The organism is Nocardioides sp. Z43_10, from assembly GCF_059766615.1.
On sequence record NZ_JCBAJY010000014.1, the window covers coordinates 38433 to 57810 of the forward strand.

The window sequence follows — 19378 nt, forward strand, 5'->3', positions numbered from 1 at the left end:
CCCTATCGCTTCGCGGCCGGCAGGCCGAGCCCGACGTAGCCGATGATGTCGCGCTGGATCTCGTTGGTGCCGCCGCCGAAGGTCATTACCAGCGACGAGCGGTGGTAGCGCTCCAGGCGCCCGGCGAGCACCGCTCCGGGGGAGTCGCCGGTCAGCGCCGCGGACGGGCCGACCACCTCCATCAGCGCGCGGTAGACCTCGGTGGCCAGCTCGGAGCCGTAGACCTTGGTGGCCGAGGCGTCGGCCGGGGAGAGGTCGTCGACGGCCGCGGCGAGGCGCCAGTTGAGCAGGGTCAGCATCTCGACGCGGGCATGCGCGCGGCCGAGCAGCACCTGCACCCACTCGGCGTCGACGACGCGCTGGCCGTCGGGGGTCTTGGTCTCCTGCGCCCAGCGCCGGACGAGCTCCAGGGAGTGCGCCAGCGGAGCCGAGGAGGTGAGGGCGACCCGCTCGTGGTTGAGCTGGTTGGTCATCAGCGACCAGCCGCCGTTGAGCTCGCCCACCAGGTTGCCGGCCGGCACCCGGACGCCGGAGAAGTAGGTGGCGCTGGTGCCGACCCCGGCCAGGGTGTGCACCGGGGTGTAGGAGAAGCCCGGCGCGTCGGCCGGGACGAGGAGCATCGACAGGCCCTTGTGGCGGGGCAGGTCGGGGTCGGTGCGGCAGGCCAGCCAGATCCAGTCGGCGTACTGGATCAGCGAGGTCCACATCTTCTGCCCGTCGATCACCCACTCGCCGTCGTCGAGCGTGCCGTCGAGCACGGCCCGGGTGCGCAGCGAGGCCAGGTCGGTGCCGGAGTCGGGCTCGGAGTAGCCGATCGAGAAGTGCAGCTCGCCGGCCAGGATCCGGGGCAGGAAGTAGCGCTTCTGCTCGTCGGTGCCGTAGCGCATGATCGTCGGCCCGACCGTGTTCAGCGTCAGGTAGGGGATGGGTACGCCGGCGACGGCCGCCACGTCGGTGAAGATGAGCTGCTCGATCATCGACCGGTTCTGCCCGCCGTACTCCTCGGGCCAGCCGATGCCGAGCCAGCCGTCGCGGCCGAGCTGGCGGACGACCTCCTTGTAGACCTCGCCGTCGCCGAACTCGCCGGAGGCGGCGGCGAGCGCGGCCCGGCGCTCGGGGGTGACCAGCGCGGCGAAGTACTCGCGCAGCTCCTCGCGCAGCGCCTGCTGCTCGGTCGTCAGTGCCACGTGCATCGCGCTCTCCCACACCAGCCGAGCACCCCGGGGGGTGAGGGCGACGAGGGTGGCGCCCGCACCCGGCAAACTATAACCTGTTCTCGTTTTGGTCCACCGTCCGCGCGCCGACACCTCGGAGGCAGCACCATGACTGAGACCCGCCTGCTCGACCACGGCACCCCGCCCGAGCGCTTCGCCCGCGGCTGGCACTGTCTCGGCCTGGTCCGGGACTTCGCGGACGGGGAGCCGCACGCCGTCGAGGCCTTCGGCGGCAAGCTCGTGGTCTGGAGCGACACCGCCGGCGAGGTGCACGTGCTCGACGGCTACTGCCGCCACATGGGCGGCGACCTGACCCAGGGCACGGTCAAGGGCGACGAGATCGCGTGCCCGTTCCACGACTGGCGCTGGGGCGGCGACGGGAAGTGCAAGGCGATCCCCTACTCCCGCCGCGTGCCGCTGCGCGCGCGCACCCAGGCCTATCCCACCGCCGTGCGCAACGGCCAGCTGATGGTCTGGCACGACGCCGAGCACGGCCCCGCCGACCTGACGATCCTGCCGCCCGAGCTCGACGGCGTGGGCACCGACGCCTGGACCGACTGGACCTGGAACGTCCTCGACGTGCCCAGCGCGCACTGCCGCGAGATCGTCGACAACGTGGTGGACATGGCGCACTTCTTCTACATCCACTTCGCCTTCCCCACGAGCTTCCGCAACGTGTTCGAGGGGCACACCGCCTCGCAGTTCATGGAGTCGACCGGGCGTCCGGACATGGCCGGCGCCGGGTACGGCGACGAGAGCCTGGTGCTGAGGTCCGAGGCGACCTACTTCGGGCCGTCGTACATGGTCAACTGGCTCAACGTCGACTTCAAGGGCTTCGAGACCGAGGTCGTGCTGGTGAACTGCCACGTGCCCACCTCCGACAACTCCTTCAAGCTCCAGTACGGCCTGTGCGTGCGCAAGCCCGAGGGCCTCGACGAGAAGACCGCGCAGTACATCGCGAAGAAGTACTCCGACATGTTCGGCGACGGCTTCATGCAGGACGTGGACATCTGGCTGAGCAAGGCGCCGGTGCAGAACCCGCTGCTCTGCGAGGAGGACGGGCCGGGCTACCAGCTGAGGCGCTGGTACGAGCAGTTCTACGTCGACGTCGCCGACGTGACCCCGGAGATGACCGAGCGCTTCGAGTTCGAGGTCGACACCACCAAGGCCAACGAGTTCTGGCGCGCCGAGGTGGCCGAGAACCTCGCCCGCAAGGCCGCGGAGGACCAGGCGGCCGGCTCGGACGACGCGAGCGGCTCCGCCGGACCCGACACGCCGCGCGGCGTGATGACGGGCACCTGATGGCCTCGTTCGTGCCGTCGCGCGCGGAGACGCTGGAGGACCAGCGCCTCTACACCCAGGCCCGGCTGGTCGAGGTGGACTGCCTCGACTGCCTCGCCCGGGTGGGGGTCAAGAAGAACAGCGAGCACCACACCTCCATCCAGTGGCCGGAACCCGCGCTCGCGCAGTGCCAGGAGTTCGCGAAGATGGCCTCGGCGCCCGGTGGGCGCCGCGTGCACGCGCCCTGCCCCAGGCTGGCCGCGAGCATCGAGTCCGCTGTACGTGACGGGGCGATCCCGATCGGAGCCGAAGATGGATACTGAGTCCTTCACCCTCGAGGTGCTGGACGTGGTCGAGGAGACCGCGGACGCGCACTCGATCGTGCTGGCCCTGCCCGACCGGGGCCGTGAGCACTTCGCCTACACGCCGGGCCAGTTCCTCACCGTCGCGGTGCCCAGCGACCAGACCGGGATCGCCGCACGCTGCTACTCGCTGTCGAGCAGCCCCGGGGTCGGCGATGAGTCGCTGACCATCACCGTCAAGCGCACCGCGGACGGCTTCGCCTCGAACTGGCTGTGCGACAACGTGCGCCCCGGCGACACCCTGCGGGTGCTGCCGCCGAGCGGGATCTTCAGCCCCAAGAGCCTCGACGCCGACCTCCTGCTGTTCGCCGGCGGCAGCGGGGTCACCCCGATCATCTCGATCGTGCGGACCGCCCTGGCGCAGGGCAGCGGCCGGATCGTGGTGTTCTACGCCAACCGCGACGAGCCCAGCATCATCTTCAAGGACGCCTTCCGCGAGCTCTCCGCCGCGCATCCCGACCGGCTGGTCGTCGTGCACTGGCTCGAGACCGTGCAGGGGCTGCCGACCCAGGAGCAGCTCAAGGCGTTCGCCGCGCCGTTCGCGTCGTACGACGCGTTCGTGTGCGGGCCCGCGCCGTTCATGAAGGCCGCGGTGAGCGCGCTCAAGGAGCTGGAGCTGCCGCGCGAGCGACGCCACCAGGAGAAGTTCGTCTCGCTGGGCGGCAACCCGTTCGGAGAGCTGGCGGACGTCCAGGAGGCCGAGCACGAGATCCAGGCCGCCGAGACCGACGACGACGACGCGGCCGCCGACGTGCTGGCCGTGGCTCCTCAGGCGCCGGTCAAGGTCGAGGTCGAGCTCGACGGCACCGACTACAGCTTCGACGACTGGCAGCCGTCGGTCACCCTGCTCGACCACCTGGAGGCCAAGGGCGTCCCGGCGCCGTACTCGTGCCGCGAGGGCAACTGCTCGGCGTGCGCCTGCAGGGTGCTCGAGGGCGAGGTGAAGATGCTGCACAACGAGGTGCTCGACGCCGAGGACCTCGCCGACGGCATCCGGCTGGCCTGCCAGGCGGTCCCGGTCACCGACACCGTGAAGGTCACCTACCACTGAGGGGTTCGCCCCAGGCTGCGTTCGCACAAGTGTTCGAACCCGTGGCACCATAGGGGAGTGGCCGGTGGGATGAACAAGCGCGGTGGGGGGATCCCCATGGCGGAACGCGTGCGGCTCGGCGCGACGTCCGATCCGGGGCCGGTCGAGCCCCCGTCGGAGGAGGGTCCGGCCAAGCACTGCTGGGTCGCCGACGCGATCGACCGACACGGCGTGAAGCGGCCGGGGCTGCTCGTGGAGTGGCGCCAGGCGCCGGTCGGCTGGGAGGGGCGCGTGCTCTACGCCGCGATGCTGCGCCCGGGGGAGTGGGCCGTGGTCGAGGAGTGGCTGCCGGCCGAGCTGCTGACGCCGCGCTGAGCGACGCCCCGTAGCCTCGGCACGTGGTCGCTGATGCCGAGATCGTGCCGGAGGGTCCGACGTCCTTCGTCGTCCGGGTGGGCGGCACCGACCAGTCCCACGTCGACCTCGCGGACCCGACCCGGCTGGTCTTCGACTACGTCCGGCGGATGGCCGACGTGGTCGACGCACACCGCCCCGTCAGCGAACCGATGTCGGTCGTGCACATCGGAGGGGCCGGCCTGACGCTGGCGCGCTACGTCGCCGCGACCCGTCCCCGCTCCGGGCAGATCGTGCTCGAGCCCGCCGAGGAGCTGACCGCGCTGGTCCGCGAGCGGCTACCGCTGCCGCGCCGCAGCGGCATCAAGGTGCGCCCCGTCGACGGAAGGGCCGGGCTGCCGGCCCTGCGCGACGCCTCCGCCGACCTCGTCGTGCTGGACGCCTACGCCGGCGCGCAGGTGCCCGGCGAGCTCGTCACGGTGGAGTGCTTCGCCGAGGTCGCCCGGGTGCTGGCGCCGGACGGGCTCTTCCTGCTCAACCTCGCCGACCGCGCGCCGTTCGCCTGGACCCGCCGGGTGGTGGCGGGGCTGCGGACCGACTTCGCGCACCTGCTGCTGAGCGCGGAGCCGGCCACCCTGCGCGCGCGCCGGTTCGGCAACCTGCTCGTGGTCGCCTCCCGCGCCGACGTGCCCGCGCTGGCCCTGCGCCGTCGGGCCGCCAGCTCGGAGCACCCCTACCGCGTGCTCGGCTCCGCCGAGCTCAGTGACTCCTTCGGGGGCGGCGCCCCGCTGCGCGACCAGGCGACGGAGCCCTCACCGGCGCCTACCCGCTGAGCCCTGCGGCACGACCGGTCGCAGTACGTCACCGACGTCGCATCCGGAGAGCGCCGACTCTTTCGAGCAGACACCTGAATGAGCCAGAGTCGGCGCTACCTCGCCCGCCGCCCGTCTACCCGCAAGTAACTGGAGGATCGCACGCGCCAGGTGCACGGGAATCTCCAGTTACCTGCCGGTCACCTGAGGGGGTCCACCGTTCGCAGGCCTCACCGGCGTACGGCCGTCCGATCCGGACACCCCCGTCAGCTCAGGCCAAACGGCGGGGTCACCATCCGCGCTCGCGCCACTCCTCCAGATGGGGTCGCTCTACGCCTAGGCGAGAGTCGTTGCCGTGGCCGGGGTAGAACCACGTGTCGTCGGGCAGTGTGCCGAAGATCTTGGTCTCCACCTCGTCGACGAGCTGGGCGAACGCGTCCGCGTCGCCGAAGGTGTTGCCGACCCCGCCGGGGAACAGCGAGTCGCCGGTGAACAGGTGCGGGTGCCCCTGCGGGTCGTCGTAGACCAGGGCGATCGAGCCGGGGGTGTGGCCGGCGATGGCGAGCACGCGCAGCGTCTGGTCGCCCACGCCGATGGTGTCGCCGTGTGCCACCCGGCGGGTCACCTCGACGCCGGTCTGCTCGGTGATCGCGTCCGCGTCGGGAGCCCCGGCCACCACGGCCGCGCCGGTGGCGGCGACCACGTCGGCCAGCGCGCGGTGGTGGTCCCAGTGCTGGTGCGTGGTGACCACGGCGCTCAGCCCGGCGTCCCCGATCAGCGGAAGCAGCCGCTCGGGCTCCGCCGCCGCGTCCACCAGCAGCTGCTCGCCGGTGGTCAGGCAGCGCAGCAGGTAGCAGTTGTTCGACATCTTCTCGTCGACCGCGAGCTTGGTGATGCTCAGGCCGGGGAGCTCGCGGGTGTCGGGGGAGCCCCCGGGGGTCACTTCGCCGGTGTACGTCGCCATGCGCCGATCCTAGGCAGGGTGCCGCCGCTGGTGCGGAGCGCAGCGCCGGCCGCGGACGGGTCGGCGCGCCCGGTCAGCCACCAGGCCAGCTCCGGCGCCCCGCCCGAGACCACCGGCCCCTCGCCCTCGCCCACCTGCCAGGTACGGCGCAGGTCGGTCGCCTCGATCCGGAACGGGCCGGACCCGGCGAGGTCCGCGGCCAGCTCGTCGAGCAGGCCGGTGAGGAAGTCGGTGGGCCACGCGCCCGGGCCGTAGTCGAGGCCGAGATCGGCATGGTGCACCTCGACCTCGCGCCGGCGCCCGGGGACGATCGCCGCGCCGGGGACCCGCGGCCCACCCGGCACCCGGGGCACTCCCGCGGCCCAGGCCTCGGCGGGCACCCGGGTCACGGCCTCGTGGAACAACGCCGACTCGGCGAGCAGGCGCGCACGCAGCGTGGCGGCATCGGCGGTGGCCAGTCCGTCGATGTCGGCGTCGCGCTGGGCGGCGGAGGCGTAGAACGCCACCTCCTCGCCGCGGGCGAGCCCGTCCAGCGCAGCGGCCAGACCCGCGGCGTTCAACGCGAGGTGGGCCACCACGTGGGCGCGCGACCACCCGGGCAGCACCGACGGCGCGCGCAGCTGCTCCTCGGAGAGCGCGTCCACGGAGCGGAGCAGCCGGCGAGTGGACTCCTGGCAGGCGGCCAATGCGTGGGCATCCATGAGTGACATTCAACACCCCGCGTGCGGGCATGGCGCGCCTCGTAGGATCGTTGACACGACAGGCGTGGCGGGTTGCACTCGACCCCGTGATGGCGAACACTTGTTCGAACCCGGCGCCGTGTGCTGCGCCCGTCGCGTCTCGTGACGCCGACCCGACCCCGACCCTAGGAATGCTGTGACCGACCAGATCCTCATCCGGGGTGCTCGTGAGCACAACCTCAAGGATGTCTCACTCGAGCTCCCGCGAGACTCGCTCATCGTGTTCACCGGACTGTCGGGGTCCGGCAAGTCGAGTCTCGCCTTCGACACGATCTTCGCGGAGGGCCAGCGCCGTTACGTCGAGTCCCTGTCGGCCTACGCCCGCCAGTTCCTCGGGCAGATGGACAAGCCCGACGTCGACTTCATCGAGGGGCTCTCACCCGCCGTCTCGATCGACCAGAAGTCGACGTCGAAGAACCCGCGCTCCACGGTCGGCACGATCACCGAGGTCTACGACTACCTGCGCCTGCTCTACGCCCGCGCCGGTCGCCCGCACTGCCCCACCTGCGGGGCGCCCATCGAGCGGCAGACGCCCCAGCAGATCGTGGACCGGATCCTCGACCTCGAGGAGGGGCGGCGGTTCCAGGTGCTCGCGCCGGTCATCCGCGGGCGCAAGGGCGAGTACGTCGAGCTGTTCAAGCAGCTGCAGACGCAGGGCTTCTCCCGCGCCCGGGTGAACGGCGAGACGCACGCGCTCGACGACCCGCCCAAGCTGGACAAGCAGAAGAAGCACACCATCGAGGTGGTCGTGGACCGCCTCGCGGTCAAGGAGTCCTCCAAGCGGCGGCTCACCGACTCCGTCGAGACCGCTCTCGGCCTGGCCAGCGGGCTGGTGGTCTTCGACTTCGTCGACCTGGACGCCAAGGACCCCGGCCGGGAGATGAAGTTCTCCGAGAAGATGTCGTGCCCCAACGACCACGCCATCGACACCGACGACCTCGAGCCCCGCTCGTTCTCCTTCAACTCCCCGTTCGGCGCCTGCACCGTGTGCCACGGCATCGGCACCCGGATGGAGGTCGACCCCGAGCTCGTCGTTCCGGACCCCTCGGCCACCCTCGGCGAGGGCGCCATCCAGCCGTGGAGCGGCGCCCACGTCGCGGACTACTTCCTGCGGATCCTCGGCGCCCTCGGCAACGAGTTGGGCTTCGACCTGAACACCCCCTGGGAGCAGCTCTCCGCCAAGGCGCAGAAGGCCGTGCTGGACGGTCACCCGACCAAGGTGCACGTGCGGCACCGCAACCGCTACGGCCGCGAGCGCTCCTACTACACCGAGTTCGAGGGCGTGCGCAGCTACATCGAGCGGCGCCACAACGAGGCGGAGACCGACACCAGCCGGGACCGCTTCGAGGGGTTCATGCGCGAGGTGCCCTGCCCGGCCTGCGGCGGCAGCCGGCTGCGTCCGGTCTCGATGGCGGTCACCCTGGGCGGCAAGAACATCGCCGAGGTGTGCCGGATGCCGATCAACGAGACCGCGGAGTTCCTGCGCGAGCTCGACCTGAGCGAGCGCGAGCGCCAGATCGGCGAGCGGGTGCTCAAGGAGATCCAGGAGCGCCTGAACTTCCTGCTCGACGTCGGCCTGGACTACCTGTCGCTGGACCGCCCCTCGGGCTCGCTGTCCGGCGGGGAGGCTCAGCGGATCCGGCTCGCCACCCAGATCGGCGCCGGGCTCGTCGGCGTCCTCTACGTCCTCGACGAGCCCTCGATCGGGCTGCACCAGCGCGACAACCAGCGACTCATCGAGACGCTGGTGCGGCTCAAGGAGCTGGGCAACACGCTGATCGTCGTCGAGCACGACGAGGACACCATCCGGGCCGCCGACTACGTCGTCGACATCGGCCCCGGGGCCGGGGAGCACGGCGGCCAGGTCGTCCACGCCGGCTCGGTGAAGGGGCTCTACGAGCACCCCGACTCGCTGACCGGGCAGTACCTCTCGGGGCGCCGCGAGATCGCGGTGCCGCAGATCCGACGGCCGAAGACCAAGGGCCGCGAGCTGACCGTGCACGGTGCTCGGGAGAACAACCTGCACGACGTCGACGTGTCGTTCCCGCTGGGCATGTTCGTCGCCGTCACCGGCGTCTCCGGGTCGGGCAAGTCCACGCTGGTCAACGACATCCTCTACACCGCGCTGGCCAAGCAGATCTACAACGCCCGCACCATCCCGGGCCGGCACCGCAAGATCACCGGCACCGAGCACATCGACAAGGTCATCCACGTCGACCAGTCGCCGATCGGCCGCACGCCGCGGTCCAACCCCGCGACGTACACCGGCGTCTTCGACCACGTCCGCAAGCTCTTCGCCTCCACCCCGGAGGCGAAGATGCGCGGCTACCTGCAGGGTCGGTTCTCGTTCAACGTCAAGGGTGGGCGCTGCGAGGCCTGCCACGGCGACGGCACCATCAAGATCGAGATGAACTTCCTGCCGGACGTCTACGTCCCCTGCGAGGTCTGCCACGGGGCGCGCTACAACCGCGAGACCCTCGAGGTGCACTACAAGGGCAAGACCATCGCCGAGGTCCTCGACATGCCGATCGAGGAGGCGGTCGACTTCTTCGGTGCGGTGCCCGCGATCGCACGCCACCTGAAGACCCTGGTCGAGGTGGGCCTGGGCTACGTGCGCCTCGGCCAGCCCGCGACCACCCTGTCGGGCGGCGAGGCGCAGCGGGTCAAGCTCGCCGCCGAGCTGCAGAAGCGCTCCACCGGACGCACCGTCTACGTGCTCGACGAGCCGACCACCGGCCTGCACTTCGAGGACATCCGCAAGCTGCTGCTGGTGCTGGGCCGACTGGTCGACCAGGGCAACACCGTGCTGGTCATCGAGCACAACCTCGACGTGATCAAGACCGCCGACTGGCTCGTCGACATGGGCCCCGAGGGCGGTTCGCGCGGCGGCATGGTCGTCGCCGAGGGCACCCCGGAGGAGGTCGCCGCGCACCCGGACAGCCACACCGGCCGATACCTGGCGCCGCTGCTCGAGGGGCGTCACGCCACCGCCTCCGAGGCGGTGGACGCGCCGGCGCCCGTGGTGAAGGTGACCAAGGCCGCGGCCAAGCGCGCGGCCGCGCTGGAGCGCGCCGAGAAGGCCGCGGCCAAGAAGGCGGCTGCGGAGAAGAAGCCGGCGAAGAAGGCGGCCGCCAAGAAGGCCGCCGCACCCCGGAAGGCGGCGCGCAAGACGGTGGCGCCGAAGGGCTGAGCGGCGTGACTAGGCTGCGGTGCGAGGTACGTCAGATGAGGAGTGCAGGATGACCCACGAGTTCCAGCCCAGCCGCAGGATCGTCTTCCACGGGTTGGGGGCACTGGCCGTGGCGGCAGCGCTCGCCGGCTGCGCGGGTGGTGACGACTCCGAGCCGGGCGCCGGCTCGAAGGAGGACGGCGGCTCCTCGGGCGGGGCGAGCTCCTCGGGCGGCGGGAGCGCGGCGGCAGGCGAGTCGCTGGCCACCACCGACGAGGTTCCGGTCGAGGGCGGTGTGATCCTGGTCGGCGCCAAGATCGTGGTGACCCAGCCCAGCGAGGGCGAGTTCAAGGCCTTCTCCGCGATCTGCCCGCACCAGGGACAACTGGTCACCGACGCCGGTGACGGCACGATCGTGTGCTCCTACCACGGCAGCGAGTACGACGCCGCCACCGGCGACGTCACCCAGGGCCCGGCCACCACCGGGCTGACGCCGGTGGAGATCAAGGTCGAGGGCGACCGGATCCTGCTGGTCTGAGCACCGACGGCGGCTGCGGCGCCGACGGGGACGGCGGCGTCGGACGCTGAGCCGAGGTCCGGCAGGCGAGCCGCCACCGGGCGTCGCGCGGGCTCGGGCGGCGGTCCAGCCTGCGGTCGAGCAGCTCGCGCGCCTCGTCGTAGCGGCCCGCCCGCAGCAGGGCGAGGATCCGCGTCTCCTCGAGGATCTCGCGCTGGGCGTCGGAGCCGCCGAGGCGCCAGCTCACCGCGCTCAGCCGGGCCAGGCCGTCGGCCGCCTGTGAGGGCTGCCCGCGGTGCAGGGCGAGCAGGGCGCGTGCCAGTGGAGCCACCACCTCGCGGTGGGTCGGGTGCGCGTGGGCGGCGCTGCGCGCGGCGAGCCGCTCGAGTCCGCAGCCGTCGCCGAGGGCGAGCAGCGCCACCGCGGCGTGCATCGCCACGAACGGCGTCGCCGGCCGCGCGAGCACCTCAGGGCCGACCGCCGCCGCGACGTCGTCGAGCGAGGGGACGTCCTCGGCCCCCGGAGTGAGCGCCCAGCGCCACACCAGCGACCCGGTGTCCACCAACGCCCGGCAGCCCGGAGCGCTCGACGGGGTCAGCTGGGAGCGGTGGCGAGCCCGGACCGCCGGCAGGTCTCCCAGCGACAGCTCGTGCAGCGCGGCGTGCCAGGAGAAGTGGCTGCGTCCGTCGCTGCCGGCGCCGTGCGTGCTCACCCAGTCGTCCATCCAGGCCAGGCCGGCGCCGTGGTCACCGGTCTCGTAGTGCGCGTGGGCCCGGGCGTGCGCCGAGTGCCCGGCGGTGGGCTCGACCGCGAGCGAGCAGTTCGCCAGGTCCATCGCCTCGTCGTGGCGGCCCTGCTCCTGGCGGACGAAGGCCAGCATCCCGGCGAACCACCAGTCGTCGCCGTAGGCGTCGGCGGCGCCCTCCACGAGGCGCCACGCCTCGGCCGGCACCTCGGTCGCCCCGGAGAACGCGATCGTCGGCACCGCCACCGACAGCAGCAGCGCGTCGCGCGGACAGTCGCGGACCTGCGCCAGCAGGGGAGCGGAGTCACCCCGGACATGGGCGATCACCGCCTGCACGTGGCGCCGCTCGCGCTCGGTGGCCCGGCGCGCGTGCAGCTCCGCGTCGCGCAGCCGGGCCGTCACGTCGACCGGCACGCACATCTCGTAGCCGAGCAGGGCCAGGGTGGAGTGCGCCAGGGCGAAGGTGGGATCCAGGGCCAGCGCCTCGGCGATCGACCCGGCGGCTCCGTTGCGCAGGCGCAGCACCTGCGAGAGCCCGCGGTTGTACGCCGCGGCCGCCTCGCGGCTGGTGGTCTGGGGGAGCCCGTACAGGTCGTGATGCCGCATGTAAGTACAGTAAGCCAGTAAACAACGATTCGTTGGCATCTCGGCCGGGTGCGGGTCGCGGCCCTGTCCCCGCCGCCCCGTAGGGTTGTCGGGTGACGCCCGCTCGACCCTCCCCACGCTCCCGGGGACCGCTCTCCTACCGTCCGGAGCCGGGGTCGATCCCCACCCAGCCGGGCGTCTACCGGTTCCGGGACCCGCGTGGGCGGGTGATCTACGTGGGCAAGGCCAAGAACCTGCGCGCCCGGCTCTCGTCGTACTTCCAGGACATCGGGGGCCTGCACCCGCGCACCGCCACCATGGTCACCACCGCGGCCAGCGTGGAGTGGACGGTGGTCAACACCGAGGTCGAGGCGCTGCAGCTGGAGTACTCCTGGATCAAGGAGTACGACCCGCGCTTCAACGTGAAGTACCGCGACGACAAGTCCTACCCGTGGCTCGCCGTGACCGTCGGCGAGGAGTTCCCGCGGGTGATGGTCGGCCGCGGCGCCAAGAAGAAGGGCACCCGCTACTTCGGCCCCTACAGCCACGCCTGGGCGATCCGCGAGACCGTGGACCTGCTGCTGCGGGTCTTCCCGATGCGCTCGTGCTCGACCGGCGTGTTCAAGCGCTCCGCGCAGATCGGGCGCCCCTGCCTGCTGGGCTACATCGACAAGTGCTCGGCGCCGTGCGTGGGCAACGTCAGCGCCGAGGAGCACCGACGGATCGTCGAGGACTTCTGCGACTTCATGGGCGGGCAGACCACGGCGTTCGTGCGGCGCGTCGAGAAGGAGATGTACGCCGCCTCCGAGGCGCTCGACTTCGAGAAGGCGGCCCGCCTGCGCGACGACCTCGGGGCGCTGAACCGGGCCCTGGAGAAGCAGGCCGTGGTGCTCGGCGACGGCACCGACGCCGACGTGATCGCGTTCGCCCAGGACCCCCTCGAGGTCGCGGTCCAGATCTTCTACGTGCGCGGTGGGCGCATCCGGGGTCAGCGCGGGTGGGTGGCCGACCGGGTCGAGGAGGGCGAGACGCCCGAGCTGGTCGAGAACTTCCTGCTCCAGCTCTACGCCGGCGACGCCGGCGACGCGATCCCGCGCGAGGTGCTGGTGCCGGCGCTGCCGCCCGACGTGGAGACCCTCGAGCAGCTGCTCGGGGAGCTGCGGGGCAGCCGCGTCGCGATCCGGGTGCCGCAGCGCGGGGACAAGAAGTCGCTGCAGGAGACGGTGGCGCGCAACGCCGAGCATGCCCTGAACCTGCACCGCACCAAGCGGGCCAGCGACCTGACCACCCGCAACCGGGCGCTGGAGGAGATCCAGCAGGCGCTGGAGCTCGACGAGGTGCCGCTGCGCATCGAGTGCTACGACGTGTCGAACCTGCAGGGCACCGAGGTCGTCGCCTCGATGGTCGTCTTCGAGGACGGGCTCGCCCGCAAGGGGGAGTACCGACGCTTCGTGATCCGCGGAGTGGAGGGGCAGAACGACGTCGCCTCGATGCACGAGGTGATCACCCGGCGCTTCCGTCGCCTCCTCGACGACCAGGCCAAGACCGGCGAGGTGACGACCGGGGGTGAGGTCGCGGCGGAGTCGGGGCCGATGCTGGTCGATCCCGACACGGGCCGGCCGCGCAAGTTCGCCTACGTGCCCGGGCTGGTCGTCGTGGATGGTGGCCCGCCGCAGGTGACGGCCGCCCAGCGGGCCCTCGCGGAGCTCGGCATCGACGACATCCCGGTGTGCGGGCTCGCGAAGCGGCTCGAGGAGGTGTGGGTCCCCGGGGAGGAGGATCCGGTGATCCTGCCGCGCTCGAGCGAGGGCCTGTACCTGCTGCAGCGCATCCGCGACGAGGCGCACCGCTTCGCCATCAACCACCACCGCGGGCGCCGCTCCAAGACGATGGTCGAGAGCGCCCTGGACGGGGTGCCCGGGCTGGGTGAGGTGCGCCGCAAGACGCTGCTCAAGCACTTCGGCTCGCTGCGCAAGCTCAAGGGCGCCACCCTCGAGGAGATCGCCGCGGTCCCGGGCATCGGGCCGCGCACGGCGACCGCGATCAAGGAAGCCGTCACGCAGCCGGCGCCGACCGGCCAGACTGTCCGCATCAACACCGCAACCGGCGAGATCGAGGAGGACTGATGACCCCGACCAGCGAGGCAGCCAGCGAGGTGCCGCGGGACCCGGCGCCGGCCACGGCGGGGGAGCTGGTGATCGTCACCGGGATGACCGGCGCCGGGCGCAGCACCGCCGCCAAGGAGCTGGAGGACCTCGGCTTCTTCGTCGTCGACAACCTGCCCCCGCGCCTGCTCAAGGACGTCGTGGAGCTGGTCGACGAGAGCCGGGGGAGCACCCAGCCCATCGCGGTGGTCGTCGACGTGCGCTCGGGGTCGTTCTTCGGGTCGCTGCAGTCGATCCTGGCGCGCTCCGCGACCGGACGGCGCACGACCCTGCTCTTCCTCGAGGCCACCGACGAGGTCCTCGTGCGACGCCAGGAGGCGGCGCGCCGCCCGCACCCGCTCCAGGCCGAGGGGCGCCTGCTCGACGGGCTGCAGCGCGAGCGCGTCGTACTGGCCGATCTGCGCAGCAACGCCGACCTGGTGATCGACACCAGCAGCCTCAACGTGCACCAGCTCACCGACCGGGTGGCCGAGGCCTTCGGGACCCCGGACGCCACCCGGCTCAAGGTCAACGTGATCAGCTTCGGCTTCAAGTACGGCATCCCGGTCGACGCGGACTTCGTCGCGGACATGCGCTTCCTGCCCAACCCGCACTGGGTCCCCGAGCTGCGTCCGCGTTCGGGTCGCGACAGCGAGGTGGCCGACTACGTGAAGAGCCGGGACGGCGCGCAGGAGTTCCTCGACCAGTTCGTGCCGCTGCTGCACACCGTGACCGCCGGCTACCTCACCGAGGGCAAGCGCTTCATGCGCGTCGCGATCGGCTGCACCGGTGGCAAGCACCGCAGCGTGGCGATGTCCGAGGAGATCGCGTCCCGGCTGACCGAGGCCGGTATCGAGGCGCGTGCCACCCACCGTGACCTCGGGCGGGAGTGACCTTGCCGGACTCCGCACCGACCGCAGGCACCTCGGTGGTGGCTCTCGGCGGTGGGCACGGGCTGCACGCCTCGCTCTCGTCGCTGCGCCGGGTCGTCGACGACCTCACCGCGATCGTCACGGTGGCCGACAACGGCGGCTCCTCGGGGCGGTTGCGCGGGGAGTTCGGCGTCCTGCCGCCCGGCGACCTCCGGATGGCCCTCGCCGCCCTCTGCGGTGACGACGACTGGGGCCAGACCTGGTCGAAGGTGCTCCAGCACCGCTTCGCCGGCGACGGCGAGATGCACGGCCACGTGGTCGGGAACCTGCTGATCGTCGGGCTCTGGGAGCTGCTCGGCGACCACGTGCAGGCGCTCGCGCTGGTGGCCCGGCTCCTCGGTGCCCAGGGGCGGGTGCTGCCGATGTCCATCTCCCCGCTCGACATCACCGCCGACGTGCGTGGGATCGACCCCGGCGACGCCCAGGCCCTGACCCGGGTCCGGGGGCAGGTCGAGGTGGCCACGACGGACGGCACGATCGTCGGCATCCAGCTCGACCCGCCCGACCCGGCGGCCTGCCCCGAGGCGGTCGAGGCCATCCTCTCGGCCGACTGGGTGGTGCTGGGCCCGGGCTCCTGGTACACCTCGGTCATCCCGCACCTGCTGGTGCCCTCGCTGCGCGACGCGCTGGTGGCCACCGAGGCGAGGCTGCTGGTGGTGCTCAACCTCGAGGGCCAGCAGGGGGAGACGCTCGGCTACGCGCCGGAGGACCATCTCGCGGCCCTGCTCGAGCACGCGCCGCAGCTGCGCATCGACACCGTCCTGGCCGATCGCGCAGCGGTGCCGGACCCGCATACCCTCGAGCAGGTGGTGGCCTCCGCCGGAGGCAGACTGGTGCTCGACGACGTGGCCCGCTGTGACGGCACGGCCCGCCACGATCCGGTCCGACTCGCCGCGGCGTACGACCGGATCCTGAGGTGTGGCTGACCCCCGCGGCGGGCTCGGCCGGACACGGACGGAATTGACGGACATGGGAGGATCTCGGGCATGGCGATGACAGCACAGGTGAAGGCAGAGCTGTCGAGCACTCCGATCACGAAGACCTGCTGCCGCAAGGCCGAGGTCGCCTCCCTGCTCCGCTTCGCAGGCGGCCTGCACATCGTCAGCGGCAGGATCGTGGTCGAGGCCGAGCTCGACACCGGCGCGGCCGCGCGACGTCTGCGCAAGGACATCGCCGAGGTCTTCGGCCACCAGTCCGACGTGGCGGTCGTGCAGGGCAACGGCATCCGCAAGGGCACCCGCTACATCGTGCGGGTGATCCGGGACGGGGAGTCGCTGGCCCGCCAGACCGGCCTGCTCGACGTGCGCGGTCGACCCGTGCGGGGGCTGCCGCCGCAGGTGGTCTCCGGGGGCGGTTGCGACGCCGTGGCCGCCTGGCGCGGAGCGTTCCTGGCCCACGGCTCGCTCACCGAGCCGGGGCGCTCCTCCGCGCTGGAGGTGACCTGCCCCGGCCCCGAGGCCGCGCTCGCGCTGGTGGGCGTCGCCCGTCGGCTGGGGATCCAGGCCAAGGCCCGCGAGGTGCGCGGCGTGGACCGCGTGGTGATCCGCGACGGCGACGCGATCGGGGCCCTGCTCACCCGGCTCGGCGCGCACGAGTCGCTGATGGCCTGGGAGGAGCGTCGGATGCGGCGCGAGGTCCGCGCCACGGCCAACCGGCTGGCGAACTTCGACGACGCCAACCTGCGCCGTTCCGCGCGCGCCGCGGTCGCCGCGGGCGCCCGCGTCGAGCGCGCCATGGAGATCCTCGGCGAGGAGGTCCCCGACCACCTGCGGATGGCCGGTCATCTGCGTCTGGAGCACAAGCAGGCCTCGCTCGAGGAGCTCGGGCAGCTGCACGAGCCGGTGCTCACCAAGGACGCCATCGCCGGTCGGATCCGTCGACTGCTCGCGATGGCGGACAAGCGCGCCGAGGAGCTCGGCATCCCCGACACGGAGTCGTCGCTGACCCCCGACATGCTCGCTGAGGACGTCTGACCCCCTCGGCAGGGACCTCTGGCAGGTATTGGCCTGCTCAACGTCTCGCAGCCCCCGCGCGGGAGCGTGACGTGGGTCGCGCGGGGTAGGGTTTTCCATGGCGCAGAACCCGGGTGCTCTCTGAGCGCTCGGCTCCAGTCGACAACGCACAGAGGAGTCCTCAAAAGTGACGGTTCGTGTAGGCATCAACGGGTTCGGCCGCATCGGCCGCAATTTCTTCCGTGCAGTGCGCGCTTCGGGCGCTGACATCGAGATCGTGGGGGTGAACGACCTCACCGACAACGCGTCGCTCGCTCACCTGCTGAAGTACGACTCGATCCTCGGTCGCCTCGACGCGGAGGTCTCCTCCACCGAGACCTCGATCAAGGTGGGTGACCAGGAGATCGCCACGTTCTCCGAGCGCGACCCCGCCAACCTGAAGTGGGGCGAGCTGAACGTCGACGTCGTCATCGAGTCGACCGGCTTCTTCACCGACGCGACCAAGGCCAAGGCGCACATCGACGCGGGCGCCAAGAAGGTCATCATCTCGGCCCCCGCCAAGAACGAGGACATCACGGTCGTGATGGGTGTCAACCACACCGACTACGACCCGGCCCAGCACCACGTCATCTCAAACGCCTCGTGCACGACGAACTGCCTGGCGCCGATGGCCAAGGCGCTCCACGACGAGCTCGGCATCGTCAAGGGCCTGATGACCACGGTCCACGCGTACACCGCGGACCAGAACCTGCTCGACAACATCCACCGCGACCCGCGTCGTGCCCGCGCCGCCGCGCTCAACGTGGTGCCCACCTCGACCGGTGCCGCGAAGGCCATCGCCCTGGTCATGCCCGAGCTCAAGGGCAAGCTCGACGGCTACGCACTGCGCGTCCCGGTCCCGACCGGCTCCGCCACCGACCTGACCTTCGAGGCGGGTCGCGAGACCACCGTCGAGGAGGTCAACGCGATCGTCCAGGCCGCCGCGGAGGGCGCCCTCAAGGGCTTCCTGAAGTACTCGACCGACCCGATCGTGTCCTCGGACATCGTCACCGACCCGGCGTCGTGCATCTTCGACGCGCCGCTGACCAAGGTCATCGGCAACCAGGTGAAGGTCGTCGGCTGGTACGACAACGAGTGGGGCTACTCCAACCGCCTCGTGGACCTCATCGGCTACATCGGTGAGAGCCTCTGATCGTGCCTGACTCCAGCGCAGGTCTGGCGGCCCTCGGCGACGTACGAGGCAAGCGCGTCCTGGTCCGCTCGGACCTGAACGTGCCCCTCAAGGGGACGACCATCACCGACGACGGCCGGATCCGAGCCAGCGTCCCCACCATCCGGACGCTGGCCGAGGCCGGCGCCCGGGTGGTGGTGGTCGCCCACCTCGGCCGGCCCAAGGGTGCGCCCGACCCGGCGTACTCCCTGCGGCCGGTGGCCGCCCGGCTCGGCGAGCTCCTCGGCAAGGACGTCGCGTTCGCCACCGACACCGTCGGCGACAGCGCCCGCGAGACCGTCGCCGCGCTCGGTGACGGCGACGTCGCCGTGCTGGAGAACGTCCGGTTCAACCCCGGTGAGACCAGCAAGGACGAGGCCGAGCGGGGGGCATTCGCCGACCAGCTCGCCGCGCTCGCCGACGCCTTCGTCTCCGACGGCTTCGGGGTGGTGCACCGCAAGCAGGCCTCGGTGTACGACGTGGCGCAGCGGCTGCCGCACGCGATGGGCAACCTGGTGGCGACCGAGATCGACGTGCTGCGTCGTCTCACCGTCGACCCCGCGCGGCCCTACGTCGTGGTGCTCGGCGGGTCGAAGGTCTCCGACAAGCTGGGGGTCATCGACCACCTGCTGGAGAAGGCCGACAAGCTGCTGATCGGCGGCGGCATGGTCTTCACCTTCCTCAAGGCCCAGGGCCACGAGGTCGGGCAGAGCCTCCTCGAGGAGGACCAGCTCGACGCCTGTCGTGCCTACCTCGACCGGGCCCGCGAGTCCGGCGTCGAGATCGTGCTGCCCACCGACATCGTCGTGGACCACACGTTCCCGACCGGCGACACCACGCCCGACCCGATCGTCGTGCCGGCCTCGAACATCCCGGCCGACACGCTGGGTCTCGACATCGGTCCCGACTCCGGGGTGGCCTTCGCGGCTGCGCTGGCCAACGCCAAGACGGTGTTCTGGAACGGCCCGATGGGTGTGTTCGAGGTCGACGAGTTCGCCGCCGGCACCCGCGCGGTGGCCGAGGCCCTCACCAAGGTGGACGGGCTCTCGGTCGTGGGCGGAGGCGACTCCGCCGCGGCCGTGCGCAAGCTCGGCTTCGAGGACAGCGCCTTCGGGCACATCTCCACCGGCGGCGGTGCCAGCCTGGAGTACCTCGAGGGCAAGGAGCTGCCCGGCATCTCCGTCCTGGAGAGCTGAGCGCCCAGCACCTCGCTCGCGCGTCCCGGGACCCTGTCCCGGGACGCGCGGCGGGGGGCCCCAGGCCCACCCGTTCCCCCCCACCTCGCCCCGGCGGCGACCAACCCCCCACCAAAAGACCCCCCCCGCCCAAAAAAAACACACCCCACCGATGGAGGGCAACCGGAAAAG

Annotated in this window: 17 protein-coding genes; 13 read left to right on the plus strand and 4 right to left on the minus strand. The window is 71.7% G+C overall.

Features of this window, described 5'->3' with window-relative positions:
* Positions 1–2: 2 nt before the first annotated feature.
* Complete coding sequence (locus tag AC6EI4_RS19010) at positions 3–1193, minus strand: acyl-CoA dehydrogenase family protein (RefSeq protein WP_498423044.1); 1191 nt, start codon at positions 1191–1193, stop codon at positions 3–5.
* A 129-nt stretch (positions 1194–1322) separates the two neighbouring features.
* On the opposite strand from AC6EI4_RS19010, the gene AC6EI4_RS19015 reads away from it, so the two are divergent.
* From AC6EI4_RS19015 to AC6EI4_RS19035, 5 genes are all read left to right on the plus strand, one after another.
* The gene (locus tag AC6EI4_RS19015; RefSeq protein WP_498452430.1) at positions 1323–2516 is read left to right on the plus strand and encodes a 3-ketosteroid-9-alpha-monooxygenase, oxygenase component; all 1194 of its coding nucleotides are present in this window, start codon (positions 1323–1325) and stop codon (positions 2514–2516) included.
* On the plus strand, positions 2516–2818 hold the full coding sequence (locus AC6EI4_RS19020; RefSeq protein ID WP_498452431.1) for a hypothetical protein: 303 nt from the start codon (positions 2516–2518) through the stop codon (positions 2816–2818). The genes AC6EI4_RS19015 and AC6EI4_RS19020 overlap by 1 nt, the downstream gene beginning before the upstream one ends.
* Complete coding sequence (locus AC6EI4_RS19025; protein ID WP_498452432.1) at positions 2808–3908, plus strand: 2Fe-2S iron-sulfur cluster-binding protein; 1101 nt, start codon at positions 2808–2810, stop codon at positions 3906–3908. The genes AC6EI4_RS19020 and AC6EI4_RS19025 overlap by 11 nt, the downstream gene beginning before the upstream one ends.
* A 96-nt stretch (positions 3909–4004) precedes the next feature.
* A complete protein-coding gene (locus AC6EI4_RS19030) occupies positions 4005–4262 on the plus strand; it encodes a hypothetical protein (RefSeq protein ID WP_498423038.1) in 258 nt (85 codons plus the stop codon).
* A 23-nt stretch (positions 4263–4285) separates the two neighbouring features.
* Positions 4286–5074 carry a spermidine synthase gene (locus AC6EI4_RS19035; RefSeq protein ID WP_498452433.1) on the plus strand — a complete coding sequence of 263 codons (789 nt, stop codon included), beginning with the start codon at positions 4286–4288 and terminating at the stop codon, positions 5072–5074.
* Between the two features lie 268 nt (positions 5075–5342).
* Here AC6EI4_RS19035 and AC6EI4_RS19040 read toward each other — a convergent pair whose 3' ends face one another.
* Together AC6EI4_RS19040 and AC6EI4_RS19045 are read right to left on the minus strand one after the other, a co-directional pair.
* Entirely contained in the window at positions 5343–6017 is a 675-nt protein-coding gene (locus AC6EI4_RS19040) for an MBL fold metallo-hydrolase (RefSeq protein ID WP_498452434.1), read from the minus strand.
* Complete coding sequence (locus AC6EI4_RS19045; RefSeq protein WP_498452435.1) at positions 5993–6718, minus strand: maleylpyruvate isomerase family mycothiol-dependent enzyme; 726 nt, start codon at positions 6716–6718, stop codon at positions 5993–5995. The genes AC6EI4_RS19040 and AC6EI4_RS19045 overlap by 25 nt, the downstream gene beginning before the upstream one ends.
* A gap of 175 nt (positions 6719–6893) precedes the next feature.
* Here AC6EI4_RS19045 and uvrA point away from each other — a divergent pair, with 175 nt between their 5' ends.
* Positions 6894–9947 (plus strand): excinuclease ABC subunit UvrA, encoded by a 3054-nt coding sequence (uvrA, locus tag AC6EI4_RS19050; RefSeq protein ID WP_498452436.1) that lies wholly within the window; start codon positions 6894–6896, stop codon positions 9945–9947.
* A gap of 49 nt (positions 9948–9996) precedes the next feature.
* Positions 9997–10464, plus strand: a complete 468-nt coding sequence (locus tag AC6EI4_RS19055) for a Rieske (2Fe-2S) protein (RefSeq protein ID WP_498452437.1) — start codon at positions 9997–9999, stop codon at positions 10462–10464.
* On the opposite strand, the gene AC6EI4_RS19060 is transcribed toward AC6EI4_RS19055, so the two are convergent.
* Positions 10430–11794: a tetratricopeptide repeat protein gene (locus AC6EI4_RS19060; protein WP_498452438.1), complete on the minus strand. Its 1365-nt coding sequence runs from the start codon at positions 11792–11794 to the stop codon at positions 10430–10432. The genes AC6EI4_RS19055 and AC6EI4_RS19060 overlap by 35 nt on opposite strands.
* A 92-nt stretch (positions 11795–11886) precedes the next feature.
* Here AC6EI4_RS19060 and uvrC point away from each other — a divergent pair, with 92 nt between their 5' ends.
* From uvrC to AC6EI4_RS19090, 6 genes are all read left to right on the plus strand, one after another.
* A complete protein-coding gene (uvrC, locus tag AC6EI4_RS19065; protein WP_498423025.1) occupies positions 11887–13899 on the plus strand; it encodes an excinuclease ABC subunit UvrC in 2013 nt (670 codons plus the stop codon).
* Positions 13899–14810 carry an RNase adapter RapZ gene (rapZ, locus tag AC6EI4_RS19070; protein WP_498423023.1) on the plus strand — a complete coding sequence of 304 codons (912 nt, stop codon included), beginning with the start codon at positions 13899–13901 and terminating at the stop codon, positions 14808–14810. The genes uvrC and rapZ overlap by 1 nt, the downstream gene beginning before the upstream one ends.
* The gene (locus AC6EI4_RS19075; RefSeq protein WP_498452439.1) at positions 14807–15775 is read left to right on the plus strand and encodes a gluconeogenesis factor YvcK family protein; all 969 of its coding nucleotides are present in this window, start codon (positions 14807–14809) and stop codon (positions 15773–15775) included. Before rapZ ends, AC6EI4_RS19075 begins: the two co-directional genes overlap by 4 nt.
* A 60-nt stretch (positions 15776–15835) precedes the next feature.
* Positions 15836–16822, plus strand: a complete 987-nt coding sequence (gene whiA, locus AC6EI4_RS19080; protein ID WP_498423020.1) for a DNA-binding protein WhiA — start codon at positions 15836–15838, stop codon at positions 16820–16822.
* 166 nt (positions 16823–16988) lie between these two features.
* Positions 16989–17993, plus strand: coding sequence for a type I glyceraldehyde-3-phosphate dehydrogenase (gap, locus tag AC6EI4_RS19085; protein ID WP_498423018.1), 1005 nt, complete (start codon positions 16989–16991; stop codon positions 17991–17993).
* Between the two features lie 2 nt (positions 17994–17995).
* Complete coding sequence (locus AC6EI4_RS19090; RefSeq protein WP_498423016.1) at positions 17996–19207, plus strand: phosphoglycerate kinase; 1212 nt, start codon at positions 17996–17998, stop codon at positions 19205–19207.
* Positions 19208–19378 lie beyond the last annotated feature (171 nt).

Excerpts from the sequence above, each read along its gene's own strand:
- AC6EI4_RS19055 (WP_498452437.1), top strand. The coding sequence starts at position 9,997 with ATGACCCACGAGTTCCAGCCCAGCCGCAGGATCGTCTTCCACGGGTTG.
- AC6EI4_RS19025 (WP_498452432.1), top strand. The coding sequence starts at position 2,808 with ATGGATACTGAGTCCTTCACCCTCGAGGTGCTGGACGTGGTCGAGGAG.
- AC6EI4_RS19015 (WP_498452430.1), top strand. The coding sequence starts at position 1,323 with ATGACTGAGACCCGCCTGCTCGACCACGGCACCCCGCCCGAGCGCTTC.
- AC6EI4_RS19020 (WP_498452431.1), top strand. The coding sequence starts at position 2,516 with ATGGCCTCGTTCGTGCCGTCGCGCGCGGAGACGCTGGAGGACCAGCGC.
- AC6EI4_RS19060 (WP_498452438.1), bottom strand. The coding sequence starts at position 11,794 with ATGCGGCATCACGACCTGTACGGGCTCCCCCAGACCACCAGCCGCGAG.
- AC6EI4_RS19030 (WP_498423038.1), top strand. The coding sequence starts at position 4,005 with ATGGCGGAACGCGTGCGGCTCGGCGCGACGTCCGATCCGGGGCCGGTC.
- whiA (WP_498423020.1), top strand. The coding sequence starts at position 15,836 with ATGGCGATGACAGCACAGGTGAAGGCAGAGCTGTCGAGCACTCCGATC.
- rapZ (WP_498423023.1), top strand. The coding sequence starts at position 13,899 with ATGACCCCGACCAGCGAGGCAGCCAGCGAGGTGCCGCGGGACCCGGCG.
- AC6EI4_RS19045 (WP_498452435.1), bottom strand. The coding sequence starts at position 6,718 with ATGGATGCCCACGCATTGGCCGCCTGCCAGGAGTCCACTCGCCGGCTG.
- AC6EI4_RS19010 (WP_498423044.1), bottom strand. The coding sequence starts at position 1,193 with ATGCACGTGGCACTGACGACCGAGCAGCAGGCGCTGCGCGAGGAGCTG.
- AC6EI4_RS19040 (WP_498452434.1), bottom strand. The coding sequence starts at position 6,017 with ATGGCGACGTACACCGGCGAAGTGACCCCCGGGGGCTCCCCCGACACC.